The 24,459-nt window shown below is 55.2% G+C and carries 26 protein-coding genes; 17 read left to right on the top strand and 9 right to left on the bottom strand.

Annotated features, from left to right (window positions below):
* Positions 1-88: 88 nt before the first annotated feature.
* The gene (locus IMCC12053_RS15825; RefSeq protein WP_156320743.1) at positions 89-232 is read left to right on the top strand and encodes a hypothetical protein; all 144 of its coding nucleotides are present in this window, start codon (positions 89-91) and stop codon (positions 230-232) included.
* A gap of 67 nt (positions 233-299) precedes the next feature.
* On the opposite strand, the gene IMCC12053_RS15820 is transcribed toward IMCC12053_RS15825, so the two are convergent.
* Both IMCC12053_RS15820 and IMCC12053_RS09320 read right to left on the bottom strand, forming a co-directional pair.
* Positions 300-473, bottom strand: a complete 174-nt coding sequence (locus IMCC12053_RS15820; protein WP_156320742.1) for a hypothetical protein — start codon at positions 471-473, stop codon at positions 300-302.
* The gene (locus IMCC12053_RS09320; protein WP_062218430.1) at positions 473-1,039 is read right to left on the bottom strand and encodes a tyrosine-type recombinase/integrase; all 567 of its coding nucleotides are present in this window, start codon (positions 1,037-1,039) and stop codon (positions 473-475) included. Before IMCC12053_RS09320 ends, IMCC12053_RS15820 begins: the two co-directional genes overlap by 1 nt.
* A 699-nt stretch (positions 1,040-1,738) precedes the next feature.
* On the opposite strand from IMCC12053_RS09320, the gene IMCC12053_RS09315 reads away from it, so the two are divergent.
* From IMCC12053_RS09315 to IMCC12053_RS09300, 3 genes are all read left to right on the top strand, one after another.
* Positions 1,739-2,047 (top strand): DUF6626 family protein, encoded by a 309-nt coding sequence (locus tag IMCC12053_RS09315; protein ID WP_062218428.1) that lies wholly within the window; start codon positions 1,739-1,741, stop codon positions 2,045-2,047.
* Between the two features lie 490 nt (positions 2,048-2,537).
* Entirely contained in the window at positions 2,538-2,897 is a 360-nt protein-coding gene (locus IMCC12053_RS09305) for a hypothetical protein (RefSeq protein WP_062218424.1), read from the top strand.
* A 65-nt stretch (positions 2,898-2,962) separates the two neighbouring features.
* On the top strand, positions 2,963-3,313 hold the full coding sequence (locus tag IMCC12053_RS09300) for a hypothetical protein (RefSeq protein WP_143090033.1): 351 nt from the start codon (positions 2,963-2,965) through the stop codon (positions 3,311-3,313).
* A gap of 120 nt (positions 3,314-3,433) precedes the next feature.
* Here IMCC12053_RS09300 and IMCC12053_RS09295 read toward each other — a convergent pair whose 3' ends face one another.
* On the bottom strand, positions 3,434-4,387 hold the full coding sequence (locus IMCC12053_RS09295; RefSeq protein ID WP_062218420.1) for a tyrosine-type recombinase/integrase: 954 nt from the start codon (positions 4,385-4,387) through the stop codon (positions 3,434-3,436).
* A gap of 90 nt (positions 4,388-4,477) precedes the next feature.
* Here IMCC12053_RS09295 and IMCC12053_RS09290 point away from each other — a divergent pair, with 90 nt between their 5' ends.
* From IMCC12053_RS09290 to holA, 5 genes are all read left to right on the top strand, one after another.
* A complete protein-coding gene (locus tag IMCC12053_RS09290; protein ID WP_062218418.1) occupies positions 4,478-5,563 on the top strand; it encodes a porin in 1,086 nt (361 codons plus the stop codon).
* A gap of 152 nt (positions 5,564-5,715) precedes the next feature.
* Complete coding sequence (locus IMCC12053_RS09285; protein ID WP_236852397.1) at positions 5,716-6,279, top strand: DUF3576 domain-containing protein; 564 nt, start codon at positions 5,716-5,718, stop codon at positions 6,277-6,279.
* A gap of 101 nt (positions 6,280-6,380) precedes the next feature.
* Positions 6,381-8,942 (top strand): leucine--tRNA ligase, encoded by a 2,562-nt coding sequence (leuS, locus tag IMCC12053_RS09280; RefSeq protein WP_062218414.1) that lies wholly within the window; start codon positions 6,381-6,383, stop codon positions 8,940-8,942.
* Positions 8,929-9,423: a hypothetical protein gene (locus IMCC12053_RS09275; RefSeq protein WP_062218412.1), complete on the top strand. Its 495-nt coding sequence runs from the start codon at positions 8,929-8,931 to the stop codon at positions 9,421-9,423. Before leuS ends, IMCC12053_RS09275 begins: the two co-directional genes overlap by 14 nt.
* Positions 9,420-10,445, top strand: a complete 1,026-nt coding sequence (holA, locus tag IMCC12053_RS09270; protein ID WP_062218406.1) for a DNA polymerase III subunit delta — start codon at positions 9,420-9,422, stop codon at positions 10,443-10,445. Before IMCC12053_RS09275 ends, holA begins: the two co-directional genes overlap by 4 nt.
* Here holA and IMCC12053_RS09265 read toward each other — a convergent pair.
* Together IMCC12053_RS09265 and IMCC12053_RS09260 are read right to left on the bottom strand one after the other, a co-directional pair.
* Complete coding sequence (locus tag IMCC12053_RS09265) at positions 10,411-11,607, bottom strand: BaiN/RdsA family NAD(P)/FAD-dependent oxidoreductase (RefSeq protein WP_256209975.1); 1,197 nt, start codon at positions 11,605-11,607, stop codon at positions 10,411-10,413. The genes holA and IMCC12053_RS09265 overlap by 35 nt on opposite strands.
* Positions 11,600-12,217, bottom strand: a complete 618-nt coding sequence (locus IMCC12053_RS09260; protein WP_062221129.1) for an enoyl-CoA hydratase/isomerase family protein — start codon at positions 12,215-12,217, stop codon at positions 11,600-11,602. Before IMCC12053_RS09260 ends, IMCC12053_RS09265 begins: the two co-directional genes overlap by 8 nt.
* A 157-nt stretch (positions 12,218-12,374) precedes the next feature.
* Here IMCC12053_RS09260 and IMCC12053_RS09255 point away from each other — a divergent pair, with 157 nt between their 5' ends.
* The 3 genes from IMCC12053_RS09255 to IMCC12053_RS09245 all read left to right on the top strand — a co-directional run bounded on the left by IMCC12053_RS09255 (position 12,375) and on the right by IMCC12053_RS09245 (position 16,114).
* The gene (locus tag IMCC12053_RS09255; RefSeq protein WP_062218402.1) at positions 12,375-13,898 is read left to right on the top strand and encodes a DUF2125 domain-containing protein; all 1,524 of its coding nucleotides are present in this window, start codon (positions 12,375-12,377) and stop codon (positions 13,896-13,898) included.
* A gap of 100 nt (positions 13,899-13,998) precedes the next feature.
* A complete protein-coding gene (locus IMCC12053_RS09250) occupies positions 13,999-15,345 on the top strand; it encodes a TldD/PmbA family protein (protein ID WP_062218400.1) in 1,347 nt (448 codons plus the stop codon).
* A complete protein-coding gene (locus tag IMCC12053_RS09245; RefSeq protein ID WP_062218398.1) occupies positions 15,332-16,114 on the top strand; it encodes a 3'(2'),5'-bisphosphate nucleotidase CysQ in 783 nt (260 codons plus the stop codon). Before IMCC12053_RS09250 ends, IMCC12053_RS09245 begins: the two co-directional genes overlap by 14 nt.
* On the opposite strand, the gene IMCC12053_RS09240 is transcribed toward IMCC12053_RS09245, so the two are convergent.
* Positions 16,111-17,331, bottom strand: coding sequence for a glycosyltransferase family protein (locus IMCC12053_RS09240; RefSeq protein WP_062218396.1), 1,221 nt, complete (start codon positions 17,329-17,331; stop codon positions 16,111-16,113). The two genes, IMCC12053_RS09245 and IMCC12053_RS09240, sit on opposite strands and share 4 nt — an antisense overlap.
* Positions 17,332-17,334: 3 nt before the next feature.
* Positions 17,335-18,129, bottom strand: a complete 795-nt coding sequence (locus IMCC12053_RS09235) for an HAD-IIB family hydrolase (protein ID WP_082389134.1) — start codon at positions 18,127-18,129, stop codon at positions 17,335-17,337.
* Between the two features lie 186 nt (positions 18,130-18,315).
* On the opposite strand from IMCC12053_RS09235, the gene IMCC12053_RS09230 reads away from it, so the two are divergent.
* From IMCC12053_RS09230 to lpxK, 3 genes are read left to right on the top strand one after another with little or no spacing between them, the layout of a single operon-like run.
* Complete coding sequence (locus IMCC12053_RS09230; RefSeq protein WP_062218393.1) at positions 18,316-18,561, top strand: DUF4170 domain-containing protein; 246 nt, start codon at positions 18,316-18,318, stop codon at positions 18,559-18,561.
* 11 nt (positions 18,562-18,572) lie between these two features.
* Positions 18,573-19,862 carry a 3-deoxy-D-manno-octulosonic acid transferase gene (locus IMCC12053_RS09225; RefSeq protein ID WP_062218392.1) on the top strand — a complete coding sequence of 430 codons (1,290 nt, stop codon included), beginning with the start codon at positions 18,573-18,575 and terminating at the stop codon, positions 19,860-19,862.
* The gene (lpxK, locus tag IMCC12053_RS09220) at positions 19,859-20,851 is read left to right on the top strand and encodes a tetraacyldisaccharide 4'-kinase (protein ID WP_062218391.1); all 993 of its coding nucleotides are present in this window, start codon (positions 19,859-19,861) and stop codon (positions 20,849-20,851) included. The genes IMCC12053_RS09225 and lpxK overlap by 4 nt, the downstream gene beginning before the upstream one ends.
* 3 nt (positions 20,852-20,854) lie before the next feature.
* On the opposite strand, the gene IMCC12053_RS09215 is transcribed toward lpxK, so the two are convergent.
* Together IMCC12053_RS09215 and IMCC12053_RS09210 are read right to left on the bottom strand one after the other, a co-directional pair.
* Positions 20,855-21,496, bottom strand: a complete 642-nt coding sequence (locus IMCC12053_RS09215; RefSeq protein ID WP_062218390.1) for a DsbA family protein — start codon at positions 21,494-21,496, stop codon at positions 20,855-20,857.
* Between the two features lie 8 nt (positions 21,497-21,504).
* Positions 21,505-22,032, bottom strand: a complete 528-nt coding sequence (locus IMCC12053_RS09210; protein ID WP_082389070.1) for a DUF721 domain-containing protein — start codon at positions 22,030-22,032, stop codon at positions 21,505-21,507.
* Between the two features lie 117 nt (positions 22,033-22,149).
* Between IMCC12053_RS09210 and mutY the strand changes: the two genes are divergently transcribed.
* Positions 22,150-23,208 (top strand): A/G-specific adenine glycosylase, encoded by a 1,059-nt coding sequence (gene mutY, locus IMCC12053_RS09205; protein ID WP_062218389.1) that lies wholly within the window; start codon positions 22,150-22,152, stop codon positions 23,206-23,208.
* A gap of 52 nt (positions 23,209-23,260) precedes the next feature.
* The gene (locus IMCC12053_RS09200) at positions 23,261-24,391 is read left to right on the top strand and encodes an alkane 1-monooxygenase (protein WP_062218388.1); all 1,131 of its coding nucleotides are present in this window, start codon (positions 23,261-23,263) and stop codon (positions 24,389-24,391) included.
* The last annotated feature ends 68 nt before the right edge of the window (positions 24,392-24,459 follow it).

Raw genomic sequence — 24,459 nt, 5'->3', positions numbered from 1 at the left:
GTTTGAATGAGAGAGCGGCGCTTCGGCGTCGCTCTTTTCTTTTGTGACAGCAGTATATATCATCTCCACAACAACAATGAGGCGAGCAATGATGAGATTGGTATTGGCACTGAGTGCAGCGTTTGCAGTATCCAGCTGCGGCACAACCAAAGGCGTATTTGACGGGACGGGCACTGTGCTTGAGGGTGTGGCAACTGACTTGCGTAGTGCGGGCAATGTGTTCGGCGGATAGATGCGCTATGCCCAGCTGTTGCATGGGCTACACTGCTGGTTGCAGCTTTGACTGAATGCAACACGCACTAGTGCTTGAGCACATCACTGTGCAGCAATGCAAGCTGTGTGCGCAACACGAATATACGGCGCTGTGACAGCACCTGTTGACGACTGTGTGGTAGGTGTTGTCGTAACCAAAGCTGTTGAGCCAGTTCACGTTTGAGTTGCTTGTTGAGTGCAACTGTTGATGCTGCTGCCATTACAACAGCTCCACTGCGTTGGCTAACTGTGCATCATTCACATCAATGTAGCGTTGCGTGACTGCGATTGAACTGTGCCCTGCCAGTGCTGCAAGCACACGCACACCAATACCTTTGTTAGCAAGTCGTGTGATGAACGTTCTACGTGGGCTATGACTGCTGGCACCTTGCAGTCCACACGCATGGAATATGTTGAGGAACAGTTGACACATGGTGTTGGCTGAGAAGTGCCCACCTTTTTGACTTGGAAACAGTGGCGCAGCTGCATCGTCACAGTGTCGCCATGTGCGATACACTAGGAGCACTTGCACAAGCTGCCGGTTGACAAACACTGTGCGTGACTTGGCGCCTTTGGTTTGTGATGGTGCAAGTGTGAACTGAGCACGTGGTGTGCCATCAGCATCGTACACATCGCCAACACGCAGCGCAGCCAGTTCCTTGGCACGCAGCCCAGTATGCAAGCTGAACTGCAGGATAGTTGTGTCACGTGTAGGATACTTGCGTGATTGACAGTAGCGCAGCACACGCTTGATTTGTGCATCATTGAGTGTTGTTGCTTGTGCCATTGTGCCCTCAAATATCAGCTTCATTAACAGCTACGTTAATGTCTGAGGTTCCACTTGGACAACCAATCAATGAGAGCAGTCAGAGCTGTTCATTATCAACGACTTACGCACTCATCTCACACAATACATATTACATGACATTTGTTTGGGTGGATGATTGATTGTCTAACAGCTGTGCTGTTATCCAACTGCTTCACTGTTTCTTCGCTTGCGCTTCGCTACAGCGCATCAACAGCATCAGCATCGTTTCTTGTTCAATATTACTATGGGGGCTTTCTGTAGATTTGGATGTCATAGAGAGGCTGCTAACCTCTCTTTGACTTGAGACTTTCTGTGAGTTTCTCAGTCAGCAATGTCGCACAACCAGCTGTGCTGGTAGGTAGGGTTAGGCTGTTACCTTTACGTGCGTGGAGTTGTTCCCAACGCAATGTGCTGCAAGTACATTGCCACCAGCAGCACACATACAAGGTGCTTTGATATACAAAGCCTCTCTTCTTGTTCCACTGCATAATATTTAACGAGCCCGTTACAGCTTTGCTCGGTGAATGCCTCTGCAAGAGCTTCTGTGCTGACAAGTTCTGTACGCATACCTTCATATGCTTACTCAATGCCGTTTGTTGAGCACTATGCTGCAGATAAATACAACACGGTGGGTAGCTGTGTTGCATCTACAGTTATTTATCAACAAAGGAAAAAAACATGGCAAAAACGGTTTTGGATGATGTGTACACACTGCTGCTCAGTATCAATGTGGTAACCAACGAAAGCGAGTTTAGCAGGGACTGGCTTGGCAGAAGCGAGTGCTACATGCGTACGCTGCGCTTTAAGGGTACGCATGCAAGCGTGGGTGCAGTGGCTATATGTGCCAGCAAGCTGCAGCACTATGGGCACAGGATGCTGAACACAGCAGAGCACAAACAGCTTGGAGAACGCTTTGTTGGTTTGAGCAATGCATGTCATCGACAAATCAACACACAAAGCCAGCAACACTGGATGGCTGCACTATGAAGAGGGTACTGCGTCCTAAATCTCACGCTGTGCAGTTTCTAGTAGTGAAGTACTTACGCTTTTGGGGTGGTGATTTTGCACTCCCGTGTGTTGGAGCAAGCACATGACTGCACTGACGGACATACAGAAGGCACTCAACACAATAAGGGCTATCACACAACAAGAGGCAGAGGCAGTGCGGCTTGAAGCACTTGCGCTGATGGCTGGTGTGATTGGGGATGAAGCAAGAGACATAGAGAAACGACGCGAGCCCAAGCCAAAGCGCACTCAGCGGATAGTTGCTCCAGTCCCACGCCCAGCCAAACCCACAGCAGGTAACGCACCAGCGCCCACAACACGCACAGCACAGACTGCACCTGACGTACAGGATCAAGCACCCAAACAGCCACAAAAGCCTATTCCACCAAGATAACCCTACAGCATTAGATATTGACTGACGTGTATAACGGTACATGATCCTACTGTGCGTATAACAAAAAGGATGATGAAGATGGATTGGCTACAAGACTTGATGCGTGAGGAAGGGCTTGAACCACAAAGCAGTGCGAATGCCAGCTTGCGTTCAAAGCTGCTTGGACAAGCAGATCGTATGCTTGCAGAGTTGAAGAAGTACAAGACTGAAGCAGAGCTTGATGGCAACAGCAGCAAATACTGGTGGGCACCACAAAGCGTTGATGGGCAAAGACGTGTTGTGATGCGTGCTGGCTCCAAGACAGTGGATGGTTCAGCTGTATACGTGGACAACACACTCACAGGCGTACGCAATGCTGTAGAAAAGATGCGTAGCGTGATTGAACGCAGCAAGGATGCACAGTGGGCTGACGAAGAGGAACGACGCAGAAAAAAGTAATACAGCATGTTGTTCGACTGCACGAGGTATTAGACACTGGACCGCTGTATGAGCAAGCGGTCCAGTTGATGATCACCTACAGATCACTTGCAGCACGCATGCAGAATGCCAAAGCCAGCACACAAGGCAAGCTGGATCGCAAGCTTGAACGGTTAGGGGAGAGCATCGCTGAGCGTTTGGGTGAGCTTACAGATCAGGAGCGCATGGCGCTCAGCTGCTGGACGGTAGGCAAGACCCCTGGCACCTATGAAGTTGATCATGCTGAGCTGATGGAACAGCCATATGTGAGCATACGCAAAGTAGATCGTTGGACAGAAGAATACGATCTAGCTGACGACGTGGATGACACAGACAGCAAGCCTGACGCAGCAGTATCGGAACAACTCCAAAAGTTCCTACGTATGGGGCTGGACTGACATGTTACTTAGGCAACAACATCATGCATGTTCCCAAGTGATATTGGCGGATATGTGACGGTTTATTGCCAATCGAATATCTGGTTGAACTTGGGGCTGAATGGCATAGTGATGTTGGGATCAAATACGATCCAAGTCGATGGTGCTGGCTATGATGTTGACACGATCTTGCAGCGTGTTGGGGAACAGCTGTGCATAACGCTCAGTCATTGATATGTGATAATGCCCAAGCAGCTGCTGAACTTCGTAGATACTGGCTCCATTGTTGATCAACAAGCTGGCATAGGTGTGGCGTAAATCGTGTATGCGTACAGTGGGCAAGTGAGCAGCAGCACGTGCGCGACAGAACGCAATGTGAAAACTTGTATATGGTAGCTGTGTGCGTGGGTTTGTGAATACCCAGCTATCACCGGTTGTGGGCAAACCCAGTGCAGTACTGCGTTGTTGCACTTGCTCCAATACAACAAAGGCAGCGGCACTCAGCTGCACTGTTCGACTGCGCCCACTTTTACTGACAGCAACGAACAGCTGCATCTTGTCAGCGTCAATGTCTCGCCACTTTGCCAGTCGAAGTTCGCTTTTACGTGCACCAGTGAGCAGCAGCAGCTTGACGAACAGGTACAGGTAGGGGTGTGTGCTTTGCTTGCAGGCACTGAGCAACTGCGAAATCTCGCTGCGTGTTAGAAAGCGTTGCACATAATCGCCAACTGGCAGTTTGCGTATGGCAGAACTTTTGAATGCGTTATTACCCAAATAGCCCCAATGTACGGCTATGTTGAGAATGCGATTGAGCATTGATGCATGCTTGTTAACAGTATTAGCTTTATACCCATCATCTATCTGTTGCAGCATCCAAGCGTCGATATGCTCCCCACTTATATCAGCCAAAAGTTTGGCTCCGAGTGTTGGTCGCATGTGCTTGTCGAACAGATACACATCATGCGAACTACGACGCTTTGTTGCTTGAACGAACGAACGATACTTGAGGTCAAAAAACGCATTCAATGTCAGCTTTGTAGGAGATGTGACGGCTGCTGCTTTAGGCTTACGAAACAACTTTGACATATGGCGCATGTGCAGGACCTTTTGCACATTTTACTATGTTCAATAACAGCGCAGAACGACCATTAACTGTGGGCGCATAGTGAAAAAGACACCAGCATCGTGCAGTGGATCCTTCTCTCCTCCGTAGCAATCGTCGCATTCGCTGGCGCAGCTGCTGCTGAAATCTCCTTCTCCGGCGCAGGTACACTGGGTTACAACGACGACTTCGAAGACGGTGTATACGTTGACGTTGATGTCGACATGACAGCAACTGCCGAGTTGAACAACGGCTGGACTGCAACCGTGACATACGGTGTTGAGCTTGACGACAACGGTGCAGCTGGCGACTTTGATGTGTCCGGCGACGACAACCTGAAAATCTCCTTGTCCAACGCGTCCTCCTACTTCACATACGGCGACACAAAATTTGCTGCTGAAAGCAAATGGTCCGGCGTTTCCGAAATGGCGCAAGACGGTTTCTCTGAGCAGGACGGCGAAGCCGTTCTAATCATCGGCGGCACATTTGGCGGTGTCGAAGCTGCTGCATCTGCTGGTGTTGACGAAACTACTGGTGAAACATACCAGGTTGGTTTCGGTGCAAAAGCAACATTTGGCACAGTTGATCTGTCCGTTGCTTACCAAGAAGAAGACGCTGCAATTACTAACGTGACCAAAGGCGACTACAAGCCTAGCGAAATCTTCGCAATCTCCGCAGGTACTTCCTTTGCTGGCGCAGACGTGAAAGTTGCTTACGCATCCAACCAGACAGCTGACGAAAACTCGCTCGGTCTCGAAGTTGGCTACCCTGTTGGTCCCGTGGCCCTCGGCGCGTTCTACGTTGCTGAATCCGCAGGCGACGACACATACGGTCTGTCCGCTGTTTACTCCGAAGGCGCACTGACAGCTAAAGCCTACTACAAGAACCTCACAGGTTCCGACGAGTACGGCATCGGCGCGACATACGATATGGGTAACGGCCTGAAAGTTTCTGGCGGCTACGCAGATGGCGACTCCGTAAAAGACGACGATTTCGCAGCATACGTTGTAGCTGATTACGATCTCGGCGGCGGCGCTTCCTTCATCGCGGCTTACGCTGATTACACAGGCGACGCTGCAGTAGACATCAGCACCGACGACATCGACACAGTCACCGGCGGCTACGAGCTTCGCTCGGGTGCCACTTTGGCTCTGTCCCTCAAATTCTAATCTCTCCTGAGATTGGATAATGTTTGGGCCACCCTTCGGGGTGGCCCTTTCCGTTTGTAGACGCCATTTGCGCCTCATGCTTGTGTCTAACCACTTGTTCCCTTCCCCGTTGGCCTATACGGTTGGCGCGATTGAATATGAGGGGATCACGCATGTACCGTAGCAGCCTTGCACTAATTGCAACACTTGCCCTGTCCGCCTGTAGCGGCGGCGGGAGCCTTGGCTCACTCGGTGATAGCATCGGTTTCGGTTCGATCGGCTCAGGCCCGTTCGGGCGCGATAAAACCACGGTCGTGGCCGAGGGTGACGCAGTCGTCGACACGCGCTCCACCGGACAAGCCGTCGAAATCCCCAACGGCGAAGTGATCATAGTCGAGCAACGCAAATCACGCACCATCTTTGGCGGCGGGCGCAATAATGCGTCAAGCGATGTTCAGGTGAATAAATACATCTGGAATGCCGCCCTAGAGGTATTGTCATTCTTGCCCGTGCAATCCGCCGATCCGTTCACGGGCGTGATCACTACGGGCTATGGCACACCGCCAAACGGTGGCCGCGCCTACCGCGCAACGATCCATGTGACCGACCCCGCACTCGATGCGCGTACACTCAACATTTCACTCTATACGCGCGGCGGGATGGCAAGCGCCGAAACCGTGCGCGCGGTCGAGAACGCCATTTTGACCCGAGCACGCCAACTGCGTTCGAGCAGATAACACACACCGCCATGGCCACGCGACCCAATCGAGCCACGGCATTATCACCACGCCGAGCTATGCATGCTCGGCGTTTTACGTGAGAGACGAAGGATACCCCAATGAGCCGCTACGCGCCCGCCGATCTGGAACCGAAATGGCAAGCTGCCTGGAACGAGGCGGAGGTTTTTCTCGCCAAACGTGACCCCGATAAGGAAAAGTACTACGTCCTAGAGATGTTCCCCTATCCATCGGGGCGCATCCACATCGGCCACGTGCGCAACTACACGATGGGCGATGTTGTCGCGCGCTACAAATCGTCGTGCGGGTTCTCGGTGCTGCACCCGATGGGGTGGGACGCCTTTGGCATGCCCGCCGAAAACGCGGCGATGGCATCGGGTGGACATCCAGGCGAATGGACCTATCAAAACATCGCTACGATGCGCGACCAGATGAAGCCGCTCGGCCTGTCGATCGACTGGACCCGCGAGTTTGCCACCTGTGATCCCGAATACTACGGACAACAGCAATCCATGTTCATCGATTTCATGGACAAGGGATTGGTGTACCGCAAAAACGCGACTGTGAACTGGGATCCGATCGACATGACGGTTCTGGCGAATGAACAGGTGATTGACGGTTGCGGGTGGCGGTCCGGTGCGCCTGTTGAGCGGCGTGATCTGACGCAGTGGTTCTTTAAAATCTCCGATTACTCCGACGACCTTTTGAATTCCATTGATGCGCTCGACAACTGGCCAGACAAGGTCAAGACGATGCAGAAAAACTGGATCGGCAAATCACGCGGGTTGCAATTTGCGTTCTCGTTGATCGACGCGCCCGAGGACCACGACCGCATTGAGGTCTACACCACGCGTCCCGATACATTGCGCGGCGCGTCCTTTGTCGGTATTTCCGCCGATCATCCATTGGCCAAAAAGCTGGCGGCAGAGAACCCCGAGATTGCCGCGTTCTGCGATGAATGTCGCAAAGGCGGGACCACCGAAGAGGTGATTGAAAAGGCGGAGAAACTTGGCCTTGATACGGGCCTAAAGGTGCGCCACCCGTTTGATACGGCGTGGGAATTGCCGGTGTATATCGCCAACTTTATCTTGATGGATTACGGCACAGGCGCGATCTTTGGCTGTCCCGCACACGATCAACGCGACCATGATTTCGCGACCAAATACGGCTTGCCGATCAACTACGTCTTTGCACCGACCGAAGGTGAATTGAACACGTCCGAGGCGTTTGTCCCGTTTAAAACCGACGCGGTCAAATACCTGCTCGGCTTTGCAGGCGAAGAAATCCAGACCGGCGACCAAGGCGTCGACACCGCCATTGATTTTTGCGAAAGCAACGGCGTGGGCCACGGCGTGACCAAGTTCCGTTTGCGCGATTGGGGCCTGTCGCGCCAACGCTATTGGGGCTGTCCGATTCCTGTGGTGCATTGCGAGGCGTGCGGCGTGGTTCCTGAGAAGAAAGAGAACCTGCCCGTCGAATTGCCCAAGGATGTGACATTCGATCAACCTGGAAATCCGCTTGACCGTCATCCGACATGGCGCAATTGCGCGTGCCCAAGCTGTGGTGCGGATGCGCTACGCGAGACGGACACGATGGACACGTTTGTGGACAGCTCGTGGTACTATGCGCGGTTCACATCACCGCACGCCGACACGCCAACCGTGTCCGAGGATGCAGCCTATTGGATGAACGTCGATCAGTATATCGGCGGCATCGAGCACGCGATTTTGCACCTGCTCTATTCACGCTTTTTCGCCCGCGCGATGAACGTCACGGGTCACTTGCCCGATAGCGCACGCGAGCCGTTCAACGCGCTCTTTACCCAAGGGATGGTGACGCACGCGATTTACCAGAATGCGGTGCGCAAGGACGAGCATGGCCGCGCTATCTATCACTACCCTGATGAAGTCGAAGAGCGCGATGGTGGCACATTCGTCAAAGCGACAGGTGAGGCGATCACCGTGATCCCTTCGGCCAAAATGTCGAAATCCAAAAACAACGTGGTCGATCCGGTTGAGATCATCAAACAATACGGCGCCGACACGGCACGTTGGTTTGTACTGTCCGATAGCCCGCCCGAACGCGATGTGGAATGGACGGCATCCGGTGCCGAAGCCTCGGCCAAGCACCTCAACCGCGTGTGGCGTTTGACGGCAGACTTAGCGGGCGCTCCCGAAAGCGGCACCGGCGACGATGATCTGTTGCGCGCGTCCCACAAGGCCATGAACGAGGTCACATTGGGGATCGACAGCTTTGGCTTTAACGCGTCGATTGCAAAGCTTTACGGCTTCACAAATACCATTGCGAAATCCAAGGCGGGGCGTGAGGCAAAACGGTTTGCGCTAAAAACTCTCGCGCAACTCATGTCTCCGATGACGCCGCACCTCGCGGAGGAAATGTGGTCGATGCTTGGTGGCGAGGGTCTCATAGCGCGCGCCCCATGGCCACGCGCAGACGAGAAAATGTTGGTCGAAGAGAACGTCACGTTGCCGATCCAGATCAATGGCAAGCGGCGCGACGAAATCACTGTTCCAAGCGACATGCCGAAAGAAGAGATTGAAAAACTCGCTCTGGCGAACGAAGTTGTTCTCAAGGCGCTCGATGGTGGGCAGCCAAAGAAACTCATCGTTGTTCCGGGCCGTATCATCAATGTCGTCATTTAACCGCCGCACATTCCTATGCTCCGCCGCCGCGATTTCCGCGTTGGCGGGGTGTGGGTTCACGCCCTTGTATGGGCCAAACGGTGCGGCAAATGCGTTGCGTGATGCCGTTGAGTTGACCACACCCGTGACCCGCGAAGACTATGCCTTTGTCCGCGCTGTTGAGGGTCAACTCGGTGCCGCACGCAGCGCGCGTTTCTCATTAGAATACGCTCTGCAAACCGACGAATCCACCATTGGCCTGACCCGCACACAGGAGATCAATCGCTATCATGTCGCTGGAACGGCGACATATACGCTAAGCGATATTACATCTGGCGATGTGATGAGCAGTGGTAAAGTCACAGCCTTTTCCGCCTATTCAGCATCTGAATCGACATTTGCCGCGCGGGCAGCGACACGTGACGCCTATGATCGTCTCATGGTGCAATTGGCGGATAAAACCGTGGCGCAAATTCTTGCCGTTGCAGGAACACAGAAATGAAACTGTCCCCGCGTGACGCTGTAGGGTATTTCGCAAAACCCGACCCAAAACGCGCCGGCACGTTGATTTATGGCCCTGACACGATGCGGATCGCTCTCAAGCGGCAAGAGCTGATTGCCGCCCTCATCGGACCGCAAGGCGAAGAAGAAATGCGCCTCACACGGATGTCAGGGGCGGACCTTCGCAAGGACAAGGCGCTATTATCTGATGCCATAAAGAGCCAAGGATTTTTCCCCGGACCACGTGTTGCATTTGTCGAAGACGTCACCGAGCTTCTTGGCCCGACGATCATTGAGGCCCTGACAGACTGGCAAGACGGCGATGCCCACATCGTGGTCACAACGGGGGCGTTGAAAGCGACCTCCAAACTGCGCAAGGCATTTGAGGGACATCCGCGCGCCTATGCCGCCGCGATATATGCAGACCCGCCATCGCGTGCCGAGATCGAAGCAACCTTGGCCAAAGCAGGTTTGAGAAACCTCTCAAACCACGCCATGACGGACATAGAGGCGTTGGCACGTGTCCTTGATCCCGGGGATTTTCGCCAGACACTTGATAAAATATCGCTCTACAAAATCGGTGATGAGACCGAACTGACAAGCGCAGAAATCGAAGCCTGCGCGCCAGTGACGACAGAAACAGAAGTCGATGATGTGTTGAACGCGGTCGCAGACGGGCGCACCGGTGACCTTGGGCCGATCCTCAAAAAGATCGAGGGACAAGGCATAGATGCGGTCGCATTATCGATCTACACGATGCGCCATTTTCGCGCCCTTCATGCCGCCGCCTCAGATCCGGGTGGCGCATCATCTGGTATTGCACGCGCACGCCCACCGATCTTTGGCCCACGCCGCGACCGCATGACACGGCAGGCTCACAATTGGGGCATGTTCAAACTCGAAAATGCACTCAAAATTTTGACCGAGACCGACCTGACGCTACGATCCGCCTCACGCGCCCCAACGATGGCCGTGATGGAGCGCGCACTTATCCGTCTTGCGATGCTCGCGCAAAGGCGTTGACGGCACCGCGACCGGCAACCAGACCTGTGGCCAGACATCCCGTGATCAAATAACCGCCCGTTGGTGCATCCCAATCAAGCATCTCACCGGCAGCAAAGAGTGTAGGTCGCGCTTTAAACGCAAGATCGTGGGTTAGCGCGTCAAAGGAAACACCCCCCGCCGTTGAAATCGCCTCATCCATTGGCGCGGGCTTGGCATTTGGGGTTTCCAGACGTTTCAGTGCGGGCACAAGGTCCGCTGGCAAAGGTCGCGCAAACTCCATCATCAAAGCAATCTTTTCAGGCGGAAGACGAAGCGTTTTGCGCAAGAAATTTGCTGTGCTCTCTTTGGGTTTACGTTTGTTCAAGGCCTGCGCCACCCGTGCGTGATCCCAATCTGGCATCAAATCCACCACCAGCGGCGCACCGTCACGCAGACCCCGCGACACGGTGTAGACCCCCCCACCCTCAAGGCCACTGCTTGAAATGACCATTTCGCCGCGTGACGTATACGCCCCTGCGGCCAGACCGATATTCTTTACTGCAACGCCAAAGTGCGGTGCCATATGGTCCGACCACGCAATATGTAGCGCCACGTTGGACGCATGAAACGGTTCGATTTTGCCGATTGGTTTGAGCATATCAACCCACGCCCCATCAGACCCCAACCGCGCCCAACTCGCCCCGCCAAGGGCCAAAACCGTCACCTTGGGCGTGAGGCATCGTTCCCCGTCAGGCGTATCAAATACAAATCCATCGTCGATATCTGTAAGACGCCAGTTGCGCCGCAATTCAACGCCCTGAGAGTTGAGTTTGGCCAGCCATGCGCGCAGCAGAGGCGACGCTTTCATTGCCTTTGGAAACACGCGGCCCGTCGAGCCTGCGAACACCTCTTGTCCGAGGGCGTCCGCCCATGCGACCACATCAAGCGGCCCGAACTCACGCAAGGCATCAACCATCGTTGGATGACACGGATCATAGGCCGCTAAAAACGTCTCTAAGCTCTCTTTTTTGGTTAGGTTCAGGCCTGACTTTCCGGCCATCAGAAACTTGCGCGCAGGTGAGGGTTTAGCCTCGGTCAGGATCACACGCAGACCCGCGCGCGACATTTCATCGGCGGCCATGAGCCCCGCAGGCCCAGCGCCCACAACGAGCGCATCACATTGCTCACAGATCCTACTCACACCGCACCAACCCTTTGATTCCCGCAACATGCGATACGGGCGCGGCCAATACGGTTCGGCCAAGATCCAACGCCGCAGACATCAGATCGTCGCGGGCAACGACACGGTCGATAAGGCCCCATGACACGGCCTCATCTGCGCCAATTTTTTGGCCTGCCATCAGGATCATTTTGGCCCGCGCAGGACCTATCAGCGCGACAAGCCGCTTGGGATCAGAGGGCTGGGGCAAGTATCCAAGCGTCATCACGGGATAGAAGAACTTTGCCTCCGGCACAGCGATGCGCAGATCGCAGGCCAACGCCATACCGAATGCGCCCCCCGCAAGTGTTCCATTCAACGCGGCAATTGTCAGACAGGGGAGTGCGGCCATAGATGTCGAAAGCTCTTCCCAAAGTGGCGATGTCGCAAGCCCCGCCTTTGCAGCGTCTAAATCCGCGCCCGCCGAGAATACGTTTCCAACACCGCTAAGAATTAGACACTTTGCCACGCCATGCGCGTCACCCACAACTTCGATCAACGTGGCGAGCATATCAGGCGTTAGCGAATTGGCCTTTTCAGGCCGATTTAGGGTCACATACCAAAGGTCGCCGTCTTTATGTACATCAATCATGAGATGGTCTCCTTTGCCGCCCGATCAGCTGAGTTTCGCCCAAACCGGTACTTACGATCTGATTGGCCCATGTTAGAACGTGCTGCAAGTGCGTTCCAGTCTTGACCCTGCACGCAAACACATAAACCCTAGGCATAACTTTCTGAGGAGAAATCGAATGCGCGCCGTCACTCTCATCCCATCGGTTCTATTGTGCACCGCAATCGCAGCGCCTGTTTTGGCGGATGTGACACCCGAGGATGTGTGGAACGACACCTTGGCCACGATCAAACTGTTTGACCAATCCGTAACGGCCGATTTGGAACGCGATGGAAACACGCTTATCGCACGCAATGTCACGTTTCGATCTGATGACGCTGACGATGGAAGCCTGTCACACACCACACAGATAGAGCAAATCGACCTCGTAAATTTGGGCAACGGGTCCGTCAAAATGGTATTCGTCTCCCCCGTCATAAGCCGCATCACAGGCTCAAAACTCCAAGAGCTGGGCGAGGACACATTTCGCGCCGAGGTCACGACCAACGCAACTCTGAGCGGCGAGATTATCGTAACAGGCGACCCTGATGCCATGATCTACGCACTTGATGGTGCCGACTTTGAGATGTTGACCGAAATCTCTGGCTCTGATGATCTCGCCTTGGCACAGACCAATGAAATAACGGTGTCGAATGTCTCCGGCGCGCTGTCCTCCAAAAAGGGTGCGACCACTGTAAAGGGTCAGTTCAATATCGCCGCAGATAGCTATAGCTACCAGATGAACCAACCCGGTGACGAAGGGTCGCAAATGCAGCTGAGCGCGTCGCTGTCTGGCTACGCGAGCGAAGGCGACTACGAGGGACCACGTGACGCAAGTACAACGGATTGGAGTGCCGCGCTGTCCACCCTCTCCGCGCGGTTTGCGCAATCGTTTGAAACAGGTGTGTTCGAGGCTCAGCTTGCTGATGGTGACCGGCCATCCGCGTCGACCCTCTCTGGCACTGTCGGCCAGTCGTGGGTCGATATGTCGGCCGTGAACGGCACGGCATATTATGAAGCAAAAAGCACAGATTTCACGGCCATGTTATCCGGCCCATCAGTTCCTGTGAAAGATGCCCATATTTCCATTGCCAACTCGGGCGTGACGATGTCCGTCCCACTTACACAAGGCGATGCGCCACAACCCTTTGAACTGGGCCTTTCACTCGACGATATCGGCATGTCCGCGTCCCTTTGGGCCATGTTTGACCCGCTCGGCGAACTGGCGAGAGAGCCCGCAACTATCACCGTTCAGTTGACCGGAGACGCCTTGGTTTTTGAGGGCCTCACCCCCACCGACCCGACATCGATTGTATCGAGCAACATGACCAAACTTTCGAGCCTCAACCTTGAGACGTTTTTCGTGTCTTTCGCAGGGGCAAAGATCGACGCCACAGGCGCGTTGACAGCAAATTCTGATGGCATCGCACAAATGGGCCTGCCTGATTTGATCGGCAGCATCGACATTACACTGACCAATATCACCGATCTTATAGACACATTTACACGCATTGGCCTGACACCGCCCCAATTTGGCGGCTTAGCCCAAATGATGCTCGGAATGTTGGCACGACCAGGCCCCGAAGTTGGCGTCTTGGTCTCACACATCGAGCGTACAGCAGACGGACAAATCCTTGCCAACGGACTACCGCTACCATTTTAGGGCTTAGGCTCATTCCAAGTTTAGGCCTGTGCCCTATGCCCTCTTGCGAGCGGCAGGTGCGCGGCTTAAGCCCTAGACCAAATAAGACGAAGGACACAACATGGCGCAAGATCTATCAGCACTAACAGCACAGTTGTTAGACGCCGCGAAACGCGCAGGCGCACAGGCCGCCGATGTCGTGGCGGTTGACGGCACATCTGTGTCCATCGACGTGCGCGCAGGCGCCTTGGAGCATGCCGAGCGATCAGAGGGCGTTGATATTGGCTTGCGCGTTTTAATCGGCAAACGTCAGGCCTGCGTCTCCGCGTCGGACACACGTGAGGAGACGCTTACAACCATGGCCGAGCGTGCGGTGGCCATGGCGCGTATGGCCCCTGAAGATCCCTTTATCGGGTTGGCCGATGCCAGCCAATTGGCACAGGATCGCGACACCTGCGTGTTGGAGCTGTTCGATCCAACTGAGGAGCCAAGCCCCGCTGAGCTACAAGACGATGCTGCGCGCGCAGAGGCGGCGGCCCTTGGCATTGATGGCGTCACGAAAGTTCAATCCGCATCGGCGGCCTATGGTCGTCGCCGTATCCAGATCGCTGCATCCAACGGTTTTTCGGGCAGCTACATGCGGTCGGACAGGATGACATCATGTGTTGCCATCGCCGGTGACGGATCCACGATGGAACGCGATTATTGCGGCGAGTCGCGGGTTTTCCAAACCGATCTGCCCACACCTGAAGATATTGGGATGCTCGCAGGACGGCGCACGGTCGAGCGCGTTGGCGCGCGCAAACCAAAGACCGGTAGCTACCCTGTGCTGTATGATGAACGCATATCGTCGTCGCTAATCGGACATCTGCTTGGTGCGGTAAACGGCGCATCGATTGCGCGCGGGTCCAGTTGGTTGCGTGACGCATTGGGCGAGTTTGTCTTGCCTGCCTCCTTGTCGATCACCGAGCACCCCCACCGCAAACGCGTCACGGCCTCGCGCCTGTTTGATGGCGAGGGATTACCAACCAAAGAGCGCACCATTGTCGAGAACGGTCGCCTTATGGGTTGGACACTTGATCTGGCATCCGCACGCAAATTGGGGATGGACAGCACGGCAAATGCGGCGCGTGGCGTGTCGTCACCACCCTCCCCATCCCTGTCCAATGTCGCGCTCACCCAAGGCGAAAAAAGTCGAGAGGACTTGATTTCCGAGATGGGAACAGGCCTGCTTGTCACATCCATGATCGGTTCAACGATCAATCCTACAACGGGCGATTATTCGCGTGGCGCCGCTGGTTTTTGGGTGGAAAACGGCGAAATCGCATACGCTGTAAACGAATGCACGATTGCAGGGAATCTACGCGAAATGCTTGGCTCACTCATCCCCGCAAACGATGCTCGCACACACTTGAGCACGGTGGTCCCATCGCTTTTGGTCGAGGGGATGACCCTTGCCGGAGACTGATGATCTTTCACTTTTGATCGAAGCCGCCTTGGAGGCCGGACGGATTGCCACGCCGTATTGGAAATCCGACCCTGAGGTATGGGACAAAGGAGACGGGGCGGGTCCGGTCACAGAGGCTGATCTGGCTGTGGACCGCCACCTGTTCGACCGCTTTGCAACCGCGCGCCCAACCTATGGTTGGTTGTCGGAAGAAACTGCGGACACCGCCGAGCGCTTGGGCAAAGATCGCGTGGTCATCGTCGACCCGATTGATGGGACGCGGAGCTTTATCCAAGGCGATACGAATTGGGCGCATTCACTCGCCATTGTCGAACGCGGTGAGGTTGTCGCCGCTGTCGTCTACCTGCCGCTGCGCGACCGCCTCTTTGCCGCCACCACGGGGGGCGGCGCAACACTCAACGGGGATCCTATCCGTGTGCGCGGCGGCACAGAGCTAAACGGTGCCCGTGTTCTGGTCAAAAAGGGCGTTCTGGATGCCGAGCATTGGCAAGATGGGCCGCCCGCATTTGTGCGCAAATTCCGCCCATCTCTCGCCTACCGTCTCGCCCTTGTTGCCCAAGGACGCTACGATGCGATGATCACTTTACGCCCGACATGGGAGTGGGACGTTGCAGCCGGCGCATTGATCATGGAAGAGGCCGGTGGCGTGGTTTTAGACCGCGCAGGCCAACGTCCCGTTTTCAATCAACCGCATCCCGCAACCAATGGTCTCGTCGCGGGAAGTGCCGCACTGTCGAGGGCTATCGTTGAGCGTCTCAAGCCGAACTAGACAAACTCATCCATATCTTGTGAGACGGCGTGCACCAAATCGGCGACAATGTCAGGGTCTGCCGCATGGACCCTACTCCAGTTTGGAATGAATGGCGTCTCCATAGGGTTTTCCAAAAACACCTGACCTGCGCGCATAATATTGGACGCAAATAGTTCAACAGCGCGCTCTTCGACATGGCGGTCCACATGCAGCCCGTTCATGCGCGCATCGTTAAAATAGGTCTCGATCAGGTCCAAGCCATCACGGTAGTACGTGGCCTTAATCGAGCGAAAGATCTCTTCGGAAAACACCGTTCCGTCCGCAGCCAGCTTACGATAGAGCGCCTTACAGATATCTACCGACATGCGCGAGAGGCCTTGGTTTGCATCCTCTTCACTGAGGTCTTGGTGTTTGTGATCATAGCGGTCGGAAATCTCGACCTGACACACCGCACGCGGGCTTAGGTTGCGCCATGCTTCGGACAAAAGCCCGATCTCTAAACCCCAATCGGACGGGATACGCATGTCGGGCAAAATCGATGTACGCATCGCAAACTCACCCGCAAGCGGGTAGCGAAAGTCGGACAGGAAATCGAGGTAGTCACGCGGGCCGAGCACCTTGCGCAAGGCGGCTAACATTGGCGACACCAACAGCCGCGACACACGGCCATTTAGTTTGCCCTCTGCCACGCGCGGATAGAACCCTTTTGACATCTGATAGGGGAAATTCGGATTGGTCACCGGATAGACCAAGCGCGCGAGCATGCCCGCAGAGTAAGTCACAACATCGCAATCATGCACCGCAACAACCGCACTATCAGCGCGCGCAATCGTGTAGCCCATACAAAACCAGACATTGCGCCCCTTGCCCGGTTCGGCGGGCGACAGACCCAACTCTTGTAAGCGCGCATCCACGGCTTTGAGACGCGCACCATCGTTCCACAACACAACATGCTCCGCCTTGAGTTTGGCAAAGAACTTGCGTGCATATCTGTATTGAGCCTCATCGGCGCGATCGAGGCCAATGACAATCCGGTGGATAAAATTAACCTTGTTAAGCTCGTCAATGATCGCGGGTAGCGCGTCCCCCTCTAATTCGGAAAACAAGGACGGCAATATGAGAGTAATTTTTCGCGTCGATGAAAACAGATCAAGCTCACGCGCAAGATCGTCCGCTGTATTGTGGCGCAGGTTGTGCAGCGTGGCCACGTGCCCGCCTTGATGGAAATCAGCCATGTCTCACCTCTTTATGTCGTAAATTTGCTCAATGCGTTCCAGCACGCTTTTGTTCCATCCGACCGGCCCCGAATCTGTGCTACGCGTGATGCGTCCCGTGGCCTCACCCGCCATCTGCGCAAGCGGCGGCGCATCGGGGTTCGTGATGATCACGCCAAAGTCCGCAGCCGCAATCATATCCGTGTCGTTGGGGGCATCTCCGAGGGCAAGGGATAATGGCGGCGGCGCCCATTTAGACACTATGTCCGCCATATGATCCGCTTTTGTGGCCCCAAAGGAGAGGGTTAAAAACCGACCCCCGCGCCGCGCGAAAACTCCGCGCTCGGACAGTGCGGCTATGAATGCATCAAGCCCGTCTTGCGCCCCAACCCACCTACCCGGCTCAGAGAATTGGCGCTTTGCGGCCAGAGCCGCACGAGTAACGGATAGCCCCGTTTCTCGTGCAATCTGATCAACCGACCACTGCGAAAACCCCTGAAACGATCGGCGTAACGGCAGCGGTATGTCGGATAATGCCGCAAGGAGTGCCGTATAATCATTTGAGTCCGCATTTGGGATTTCACCCGCGCGCAAAAGTCCCGCACCATTCTCGACAATGGCAGGAACGTGAGAAAATCCCATTTCTGCGCGCAACTCGTAGATCTCAAACGCTGTCTTTGAGCTGGCCAAAACCAACGGGATGCCGAGGTCTAACATGCAATCAAGCGCAGGCTGGGCAGGCGACCAATCGTAACTCGTGTGATCTAAGAGCGTGCCATCCAGATCGGAAAAAACAACGAGCCGCGGGCAAGAAGGCATATACGTAACCATAGGTTCACAATGCCCCCTGCCGCCCATAAGAGGAACAGTACGCACGCGTATTAGCGTTCAAAAAAGGCGTAGCGCATAGTTTTTAGGCAATCGGCCCGCAACACGCCGCGCATCGCCTTGACCGTCCAAGTGGATCGGATAGGGTGCGGACACACTGACCCGATGGAGGATGTCATGACACAACGACTGCACCTTGTTTTCGGCGGCGAATTGGTCGACCCGACCAAAACAACATTTCGCAACACGGATGATATCCATGTTGTCGGCGTTTTCCCCGATTACGACTCCGCCCATGCCGCGTGGAAATCCGAGGCCCAGCGCACAGTTGATAACGCCCATATGCGGTACTTTATCGCGCATCTCCACCGTTTGCGCGACGAAGAAGCAGCGGCAAGTTCAACCGAAGAGCTCGACACCTGAGGATAGGCCATATGGCCAAACCGGCCTCCCTTAGAGCCTATCTTGCAGCGGCTGCACGTTCTGAATCGCAAGCCGTAAAACGGCTGCGCAGACTTCAGGCCTCTGGCGTGCTGTCGCAAGAACGCTGTGACCATCGATTGGCGCGCACCCTACCCCCGCGCCCATCGGGTGAGATCATCTGGATCAATGTGGCGCGCACACACGCGTTGCAAGCCGCACTCGAGTTGTTGGAGACACTGCGCGAGAACCGGCCGGATCTCACGTGCCTTTTGACAACACCTGACGCGCTGCCCTCACATATTGCGCCGCTCGACAATGTCATACACATGCCGCTCCCCGAGGAGTGTAGCACAGTCGTCCGCCGGTTCCTTGACCACTGGAAGCCGAGTGTTCTGGCTTGGGTCGGGGACCGCTTTCGCCCGTCGCTCCTTTGGCACGTCCAAGAGGCGCACATCCCGACCGTTGCAATTGCGGCTCCCGATTGTGGGTTCGAATTGGACGCTCGGTTTATCCTACCTGCTCTGCGGTCCGTTACGCTGTCGCAATTCGATCACGTCATTGCCGCCAACCAAAGTGACGCCGCAACGTGGCGACGTATGGGTGCAAATCAACAAAGCGTTGAGGTCATCGGCCCACTCGAAGAGGGCGCGCTATCGCATCGCTTCGAAGAACACGGGTTCTCCGATCTGTCGCGCGAGATAGGTACGCGGCCCACATGGTTTGCGGCCCAACTCGCAGCCGGCGAAGTCGCAGATGTGTTGAAAGCGCACGCGACCGTCATGCGCCGCGCACATAGGCTTTTATTGATCGCGACATTCAAGGACGCAGATGCACAAGCCGCGTTTGAACGACAGGCAGCCACAACGGGTTTGCGTCTCGCGCAACGCTGTGACTTGGCGGCTGTCACTGAAGAGGTGCAGGTTCTCATCGCTGACCCCGATATTGACGAAAATGCATTATGGTACCGCGCCGCACCAACATCGTTTTTGGGATCCTCGCTAACGCAAAGTGGCGGAATGTCCCCCAATGATGCCGCGGGCTATGGATCGGCTATCATTCACGGGCCGCACCTCTCACACCACGCTGGTGCTTACGCGCGACTGGCGGCTGTGGGTGCGGCGCGATTGGTGCGTTCTGATACGGATTTAAGCGAAGCGGTGCGCGCGCTTCTGGCACCTGACGCCGCCGCGATTGCGGCCAATGCCGCGTGGATTGTCATGTCATCAGGCGCAGAAGTCTCGACACGCACGGCAGACCTGTTACACGATCTGCTTGATATACGTGAGGCGATTGACGGATGAGAGAGCCCAAATTCTGGTCTAATCCTGCACAACACCCCGGTTTAATGACGCGCATATTAACGCCGCTTGGCGCGATCTATGCCAGTCAGACCGCGCGGCGCGCTGCCAAAACAGGCTACAAATCCAGCGTTCCTGTCATTTGTGTCGGCAACATAAACGCGGGCGGAACAGGCAAGACACCGACCGTCATCGCCCTCGCTCAACGCCTTATCGAACGCGGCAAATCGGTGCATGTCGTATCTCGCGGCTACGGCGGATCACTCCACGGCCCTGTCCGCGTCAACGAGCGCAGCCACAACGCGGATCAAGTGGGCGACGAGCCTCTTTTGATTGCCGCATTCACACCGACATGGGTCGCCAAAGACCGAGCGGACGGTGTGCGCCTCGCTGAGAAAGATGGCGCAGATGTCATCTTGCTCGATGACGGAATGCAAAACGGCAGCGTTCAAAAGGACGCCACATTCGTTGTCGTAGATGCCCATCGCGGATTTGGAAACGGTCGGGTTATTCCGGCGGGGCCACTGCGCGAACCTATCGAACGCGGATTGATGCGCGCAGATGCCGTGGTGTCCATCGGGGACGCCGCAGCTCAGGACCGGTTTTCAGGTCTATGGGCCGACACCGTGACCGTGCCGCGCGTTCGTGCCAACCTTGCACCGCTACAAACTGGGTTCGATTGGGCGGATCAGCCCGTTCTGGCTTTTGCAGGAATCGGCCATCCTGAAAAGTTCTTTGCGACATTGAGGGGGCTCGGAGCGCACTTGCGTCGTGCAGAGGCATTGAACGATCATCAGCCTCTCTCCATGCAATTGATGACGCGCCTTGAAATCGAAGCTCTCGCCTTGGGCGCGCAGATGGTCACAACGGAAAAAGACGCGGTGCGATTGCCCCGCGCCTTTCGCCAAAAAGTCGTTACCCTACCCGTGCGCCTGATGAGCGAGGATTGGTCGGTTATCGACGCAAAACTCGCTCAACTGGGTTTAGACTAAAGCTTACTCCGCCAGCTTTTCATCAAGAATTTTCTTGAGGTCGGCATAGGACATATTGGAATGTTTGACGCCATCAATCACAAGGCTTGGTGTCGAACTAATGTCGTCTGCTTCGGCCTCTTTTGTGGCTTTTTCATACATCGCCTGCGCCATTTCACCGTTGTTCATGCACGCATCGAGATCGGTGTCGCTCAGACCCGCGGTTTTCCCGATTTTGCGCAAGTTCTCAACGATTTGCATCGCATCTTTCCCGCCTGCAATCCACTCGGACTGCTGTTCATACAACAAGGTCTGGATGCCAAAATACCGCATCGACCCACCGCAACGCGCCACCATCGACGCCCACAGGCCAAACTTGTCAAAATAGATTTCGCGGTAGGTGAATTTCACTTTGCCCGTGTCAATGTAATCCGCCTTTAGCGCCTTAAACACGGCATCGTGGAAGCTCGCACAATGCGGACAGGTGTAGGACGCATATTCGATGATTTCGATCGGCGCATTGTCATCCCCCATCGTCAGATCAGGAACCACAACGGTCGCGGGTTCGGCCGCATCGGCATCTTGGGCAAAACTTGGCATTGCAAAGCTTGTGACAAAGCCGGTTACGGCAAGTGCAGTTGTGGAAAGGAATGTGCGTCTGTTCATGGGTCCACCTATGATTGGTTGGCGTTTTTGGTTAGAACGTTGGCCCCAAGACGATCTAGCGCAGCACGCAAGCCCTCGTCATTGACGCCCGTCGATATCTCGTGCGCCTCATGAACCAAAGCAGGATCAAGGGCGGGTTTTGTCTCTTTTTTCGCTGTTTCAAACTGAACGCGGCCCTCGGTAAAACCCGTTGGTGCGGTCTGAGTAATGTGAATTCTGTTGATGGCGTTGAACCCGTAAACAGAATTCACACGGTCACGGATTTTTGGCAAATCCGCCTGAAGCATGGGCGCAAACGCGCCGGTGGTCAAAAGTGTGAGTGTCGCGCCAAATGCGCCCTTGGCATACGACACCTTGATCGGGCGCGCCATTGCGGCGGTCTGTTCGCCGACCACTTCGGGCCAATGGGTCAATAGCCGCGTTTCGGAAAACCCACGCGTTTCGGTGGCCGACCGGATGCGCGCCTGCAAAAGACCCGAGGTGATCTCGAACCCTTTTCGCCTACGCGCTATTTTTTTCTCCGGTGTCACGGCCATCGTGTTTTCCAAGTCTCCGTATTTTCCGAGTCTTCATCTGGCCTCTTTGGCCGCACGCCCTATTGTAATGCTCCAGACGCCCTGCACCAGTAGAAAGCCGATGACAGATGCTAAACAATGCGTGACGACCTGAAATGTATGCAAACCGCCCAGACGCTTTTGGCATGGTATGACGCCAATGCGCGGGTTTTGCCGTGGCGCGTTGCGCCCTTTGATCGCGCCCAAGGCCGCGCACCTGATCCCTACCGTGTTTGGCTTTCGGAGATCATGTTGCAACAAACAACCGTGGCCGCCGTCAAAGCCTATTTCGAACGCTTTACCGCGCTATGGCCCACGGTCCAAGATCTGGCGGCAGCACCAGATGATGCGGTCATGGCAGAGTGGGCGGGACTTGGATACTACGCGCGGGCGCGCAATCTCCTAAAGTGCGCACGTGCTGTCGTCGCTGATTATGATGGTGTGTTTCCGCATGACCACGCAACGCTTTTGACCCTACCCGGGATTGGGCCGTACACCGCCTCGGCCGTGTCCGCGATCGCCTTTGACGCGCCCGAAACGGTCCTTGATGGCAATGTCGAGCGCGTCATGTCGCGGCTGTTTTTGGTGGAAATGCCACTGCCAAAGTCCAAACCCGAATTGATGACATTGGCGCAAAGCCTTACGCCCCAATTGCGGGCGGGCGACTATGCGCAGGCCGTCATGGACCTCGGCGCAACGGTGTGCACGCCGAAATCACCGGCCTGCGGGATTTGCCCGCTAAGACGAGAATGCCGTGCCCTCGCCGCAGGGATCGCGGCAGAGTTGCCCAAGAAAGACCCTAAAAAGCCCAAACCCGTGCGCCTTGGGCATGTCTACGTCTCACGCACGATTGCGGATGAGTGGGTTCTGGAAAAGCGGCCCGAAAAAGGTTTGTTGGGTGGGATGCTCGGATGGCCAACCTCGGATTGGAATGAGGCGCCCAGCGCCCGCCCGCCATTCACTTCAGATTGGCATTCGATCGGCGAAGTGCGTCATACATTTACGCATTTCCACCTTATTCTTCAGGTGCATACGGCGGTGACCGTGGCGGTACCGGAGGGTGCGGTTTTGCGGCCCAATGCGGCGTTTCGCCCCTCCGATTTACCAACGCTCATGCGAAAGGCATTTGACCTTGCCCGCACAACGATTGAGAATTGATCCGTAGGACGAACGTCAGGTCGCGTGGCGTGCGTAGTTAAGAGGTGTTGATATGAATATGGCCAAAATTTCCACCCGAAACGCGGTGCCGTTTTGGCTCTCTCTTGGCATTGTTCCGCTATTGTGGATCGGCGCGCTCAAGGGTGGGTGGTGGACCGTTTTAGTACCACTGTACGCATGGCACCTCTTTGCCGCGTTGGATGCTCTATTTGGCTTGAACCGTGATAACCCTGACCCAGAAACACCGGATAAAGAGTTGTTTTGGTATCGGCTCGTGACGCTGGTTTGGTTTCCCGTTCAATTCGTGAATATCTTTGGATTGATCTACTTTGTAACCCACACCGATCACTTGTCGACGTTGGCCACGATTGTCCTGTTTTTCGGCTTGGGTGTGTCGTCGGGTAGCGTTGGTATTGTCTACGCTCACGAGCTTTTGCACCAACGCAATACAACGGAACGATGGCTTGGTGATCTGTTGCTATCCTCGGTTCTGTACTCGCATTTTCGTACCGAACATTTGCTGGTGCATCATACCCATGTTGGCACACGGCGCGATGCGGTGACCGCGCTCTATAACGAGGGGTTCCACCACTATTTCTTTCGGGTTTTACGCGAATGTCCGCGCTCGGCATGGGACGCGGAAAAGGCGATGCTTTCGCGGCGCGGCTTGACCGTCTGGCATCCGCGCAATCCACATTTCCGCTATTGGACATTGCAACTTATGATGCTGATACTCGCCGTTCTACTGGGTGGCACTGTGGGTCTATTTCTCTTTGTGTGGCAAGCACTTGTCGCGGTTTGGCAATTGGAATTGACCAACTATATCGAACACTACGGACTAACCCGCCGCCATCTCGGGGATGGCAAATACGAGCACGTCAAACCCCACCATAGCTGGAACGCGGCGCATATGGCGACCAATTGGTTGCTGATCAATTTACAGCGCCATTCGGACCATCACTATAAGCCAGATCGCCGTTTTCCGCTGTTGCAAAACTACGATGAATCGGACGCGCCGCAACTGCCGTATGGCTACACCGTCATGGGATTTATTGCGGTGGTTCCCTCGCTATGGCGCCGCGTTATGAACCGCAAAGTACGCGCGTGGCGGGCACAGTATTATCCCGATATTGAGGATTGGGATGACTACAAAAATGGTCGCAACCCACTTCCACCTCTTTAGTGTTTCAAAAAAAGCCCCGCCATAAAGGCGGGGCATAAGTCGGATGCTGCGGAAGTCAGACCACAAGC

Source organism: Celeribacter marinus (genome assembly GCF_001308265.1).
GTDB classification, from domain to species: Bacteria; Pseudomonadota; Alphaproteobacteria; order Rhodobacterales; family Rhodobacteraceae; genus Celeribacter; species Celeribacter marinus.
This window is presented reverse-complemented; position numbering and strand designations above follow the sequence as displayed.

Bases quoted from the DNA above. Each gene is read 5' to 3' on its own strand.
- IMCC12053_RS09240 (WP_062218396.1), bottom strand. From the start codon at position 17,331: ATGGCTGATTTCCATCAAGGCGGGCACGTGGCCACGCTGCACAACCTG.
- holA (WP_062218406.1), top strand. From the start codon at position 9,420: ATGAAACTGTCCCCGCGTGACGCTGTAGGGTATTTCGCAAAACCCGAC.
- IMCC12053_RS09305 (WP_062218424.1), top strand. From the start codon at position 2,538: ATGGATTGGCTACAAGACTTGATGCGTGAGGAAGGGCTTGAACCACAA.
- IMCC12053_RS09215 (WP_062218390.1), bottom strand. From the start codon at position 21,496: ATGAACAGACGCACATTCCTTTCCACAACTGCACTTGCCGTAACCGGC.
- IMCC12053_RS09260 (WP_062221129.1), bottom strand. From the start codon at position 12,217: ATGATTGATGTACATAAAGACGGCGACCTTTGGTATGTGACCCTAAAT.
- IMCC12053_RS15825 (WP_156320743.1), top strand. From the start codon at position 89: ATGATGAGATTGGTATTGGCACTGAGTGCAGCGTTTGCAGTATCCAGC.
- IMCC12053_RS09275 (WP_062218412.1), top strand. From the start codon at position 8,929: ATGTCGTCATTTAACCGCCGCACATTCCTATGCTCCGCCGCCGCGATT.
- IMCC12053_RS09250 (WP_062218400.1), top strand. From the start codon at position 13,999: ATGGCGCAAGATCTATCAGCACTAACAGCACAGTTGTTAGACGCCGCG.
- IMCC12053_RS09225 (WP_062218392.1), top strand. From the start codon at position 18,573: ATGGCCAAACCGGCCTCCCTTAGAGCCTATCTTGCAGCGGCTGCACGT.
- lpxK (WP_062218391.1), top strand. From the start codon at position 19,859: ATGAGAGAGCCCAAATTCTGGTCTAATCCTGCACAACACCCCGGTTTA.
- IMCC12053_RS09235 (WP_082389134.1), bottom strand. From the start codon at position 18,129: ATGCCTTCTTGCCCGCGGCTCGTTGTTTTTTCCGATCTGGATGGCACG.
- IMCC12053_RS09230 (WP_062218393.1), top strand. From the start codon at position 18,316: ATGACACAACGACTGCACCTTGTTTTCGGCGGCGAATTGGTCGACCCG.
- IMCC12053_RS09295 (WP_062218420.1), bottom strand. From the start codon at position 4,387: ATGCGCCATATGTCAAAGTTGTTTCGTAAGCCTAAAGCAGCAGCCGTC.
- IMCC12053_RS09285 (WP_236852397.1), top strand. From the start codon at position 5,716: ATGTACCGTAGCAGCCTTGCACTAATTGCAACACTTGCCCTGTCCGCC.
- IMCC12053_RS09200 (WP_062218388.1), top strand. From the start codon at position 23,261: ATGAATATGGCCAAAATTTCCACCCGAAACGCGGTGCCGTTTTGGCTC.
- leuS (WP_062218414.1), top strand. From the start codon at position 6,381: ATGAGCCGCTACGCGCCCGCCGATCTGGAACCGAAATGGCAAGCTGCC.
- IMCC12053_RS09210 (WP_082389070.1), bottom strand. From the start codon at position 22,032: ATGGCCGTGACACCGGAGAAAAAAATAGCGCGTAGGCGAAAAGGGTTC.
- mutY (WP_062218389.1), top strand. From the start codon at position 22,150: ATGCGTGACGACCTGAAATGTATGCAAACCGCCCAGACGCTTTTGGCA.
- IMCC12053_RS09255 (WP_062218402.1), top strand. From the start codon at position 12,375: ATGCGCGCCGTCACTCTCATCCCATCGGTTCTATTGTGCACCGCAATC.
- IMCC12053_RS15820 (WP_156320742.1), bottom strand. From the start codon at position 473: ATGGCAGCAGCATCAACAGTTGCACTCAACAAGCAACTCAAACGTGAA.
- IMCC12053_RS09320 (WP_062218430.1), bottom strand. From the start codon at position 1,039: ATGGCACAAGCAACAACACTCAATGATGCACAAATCAAGCGTGTGCTG.
- IMCC12053_RS09315 (WP_062218428.1), top strand. From the start codon at position 1,739: ATGGCAAAAACGGTTTTGGATGATGTGTACACACTGCTGCTCAGTATC.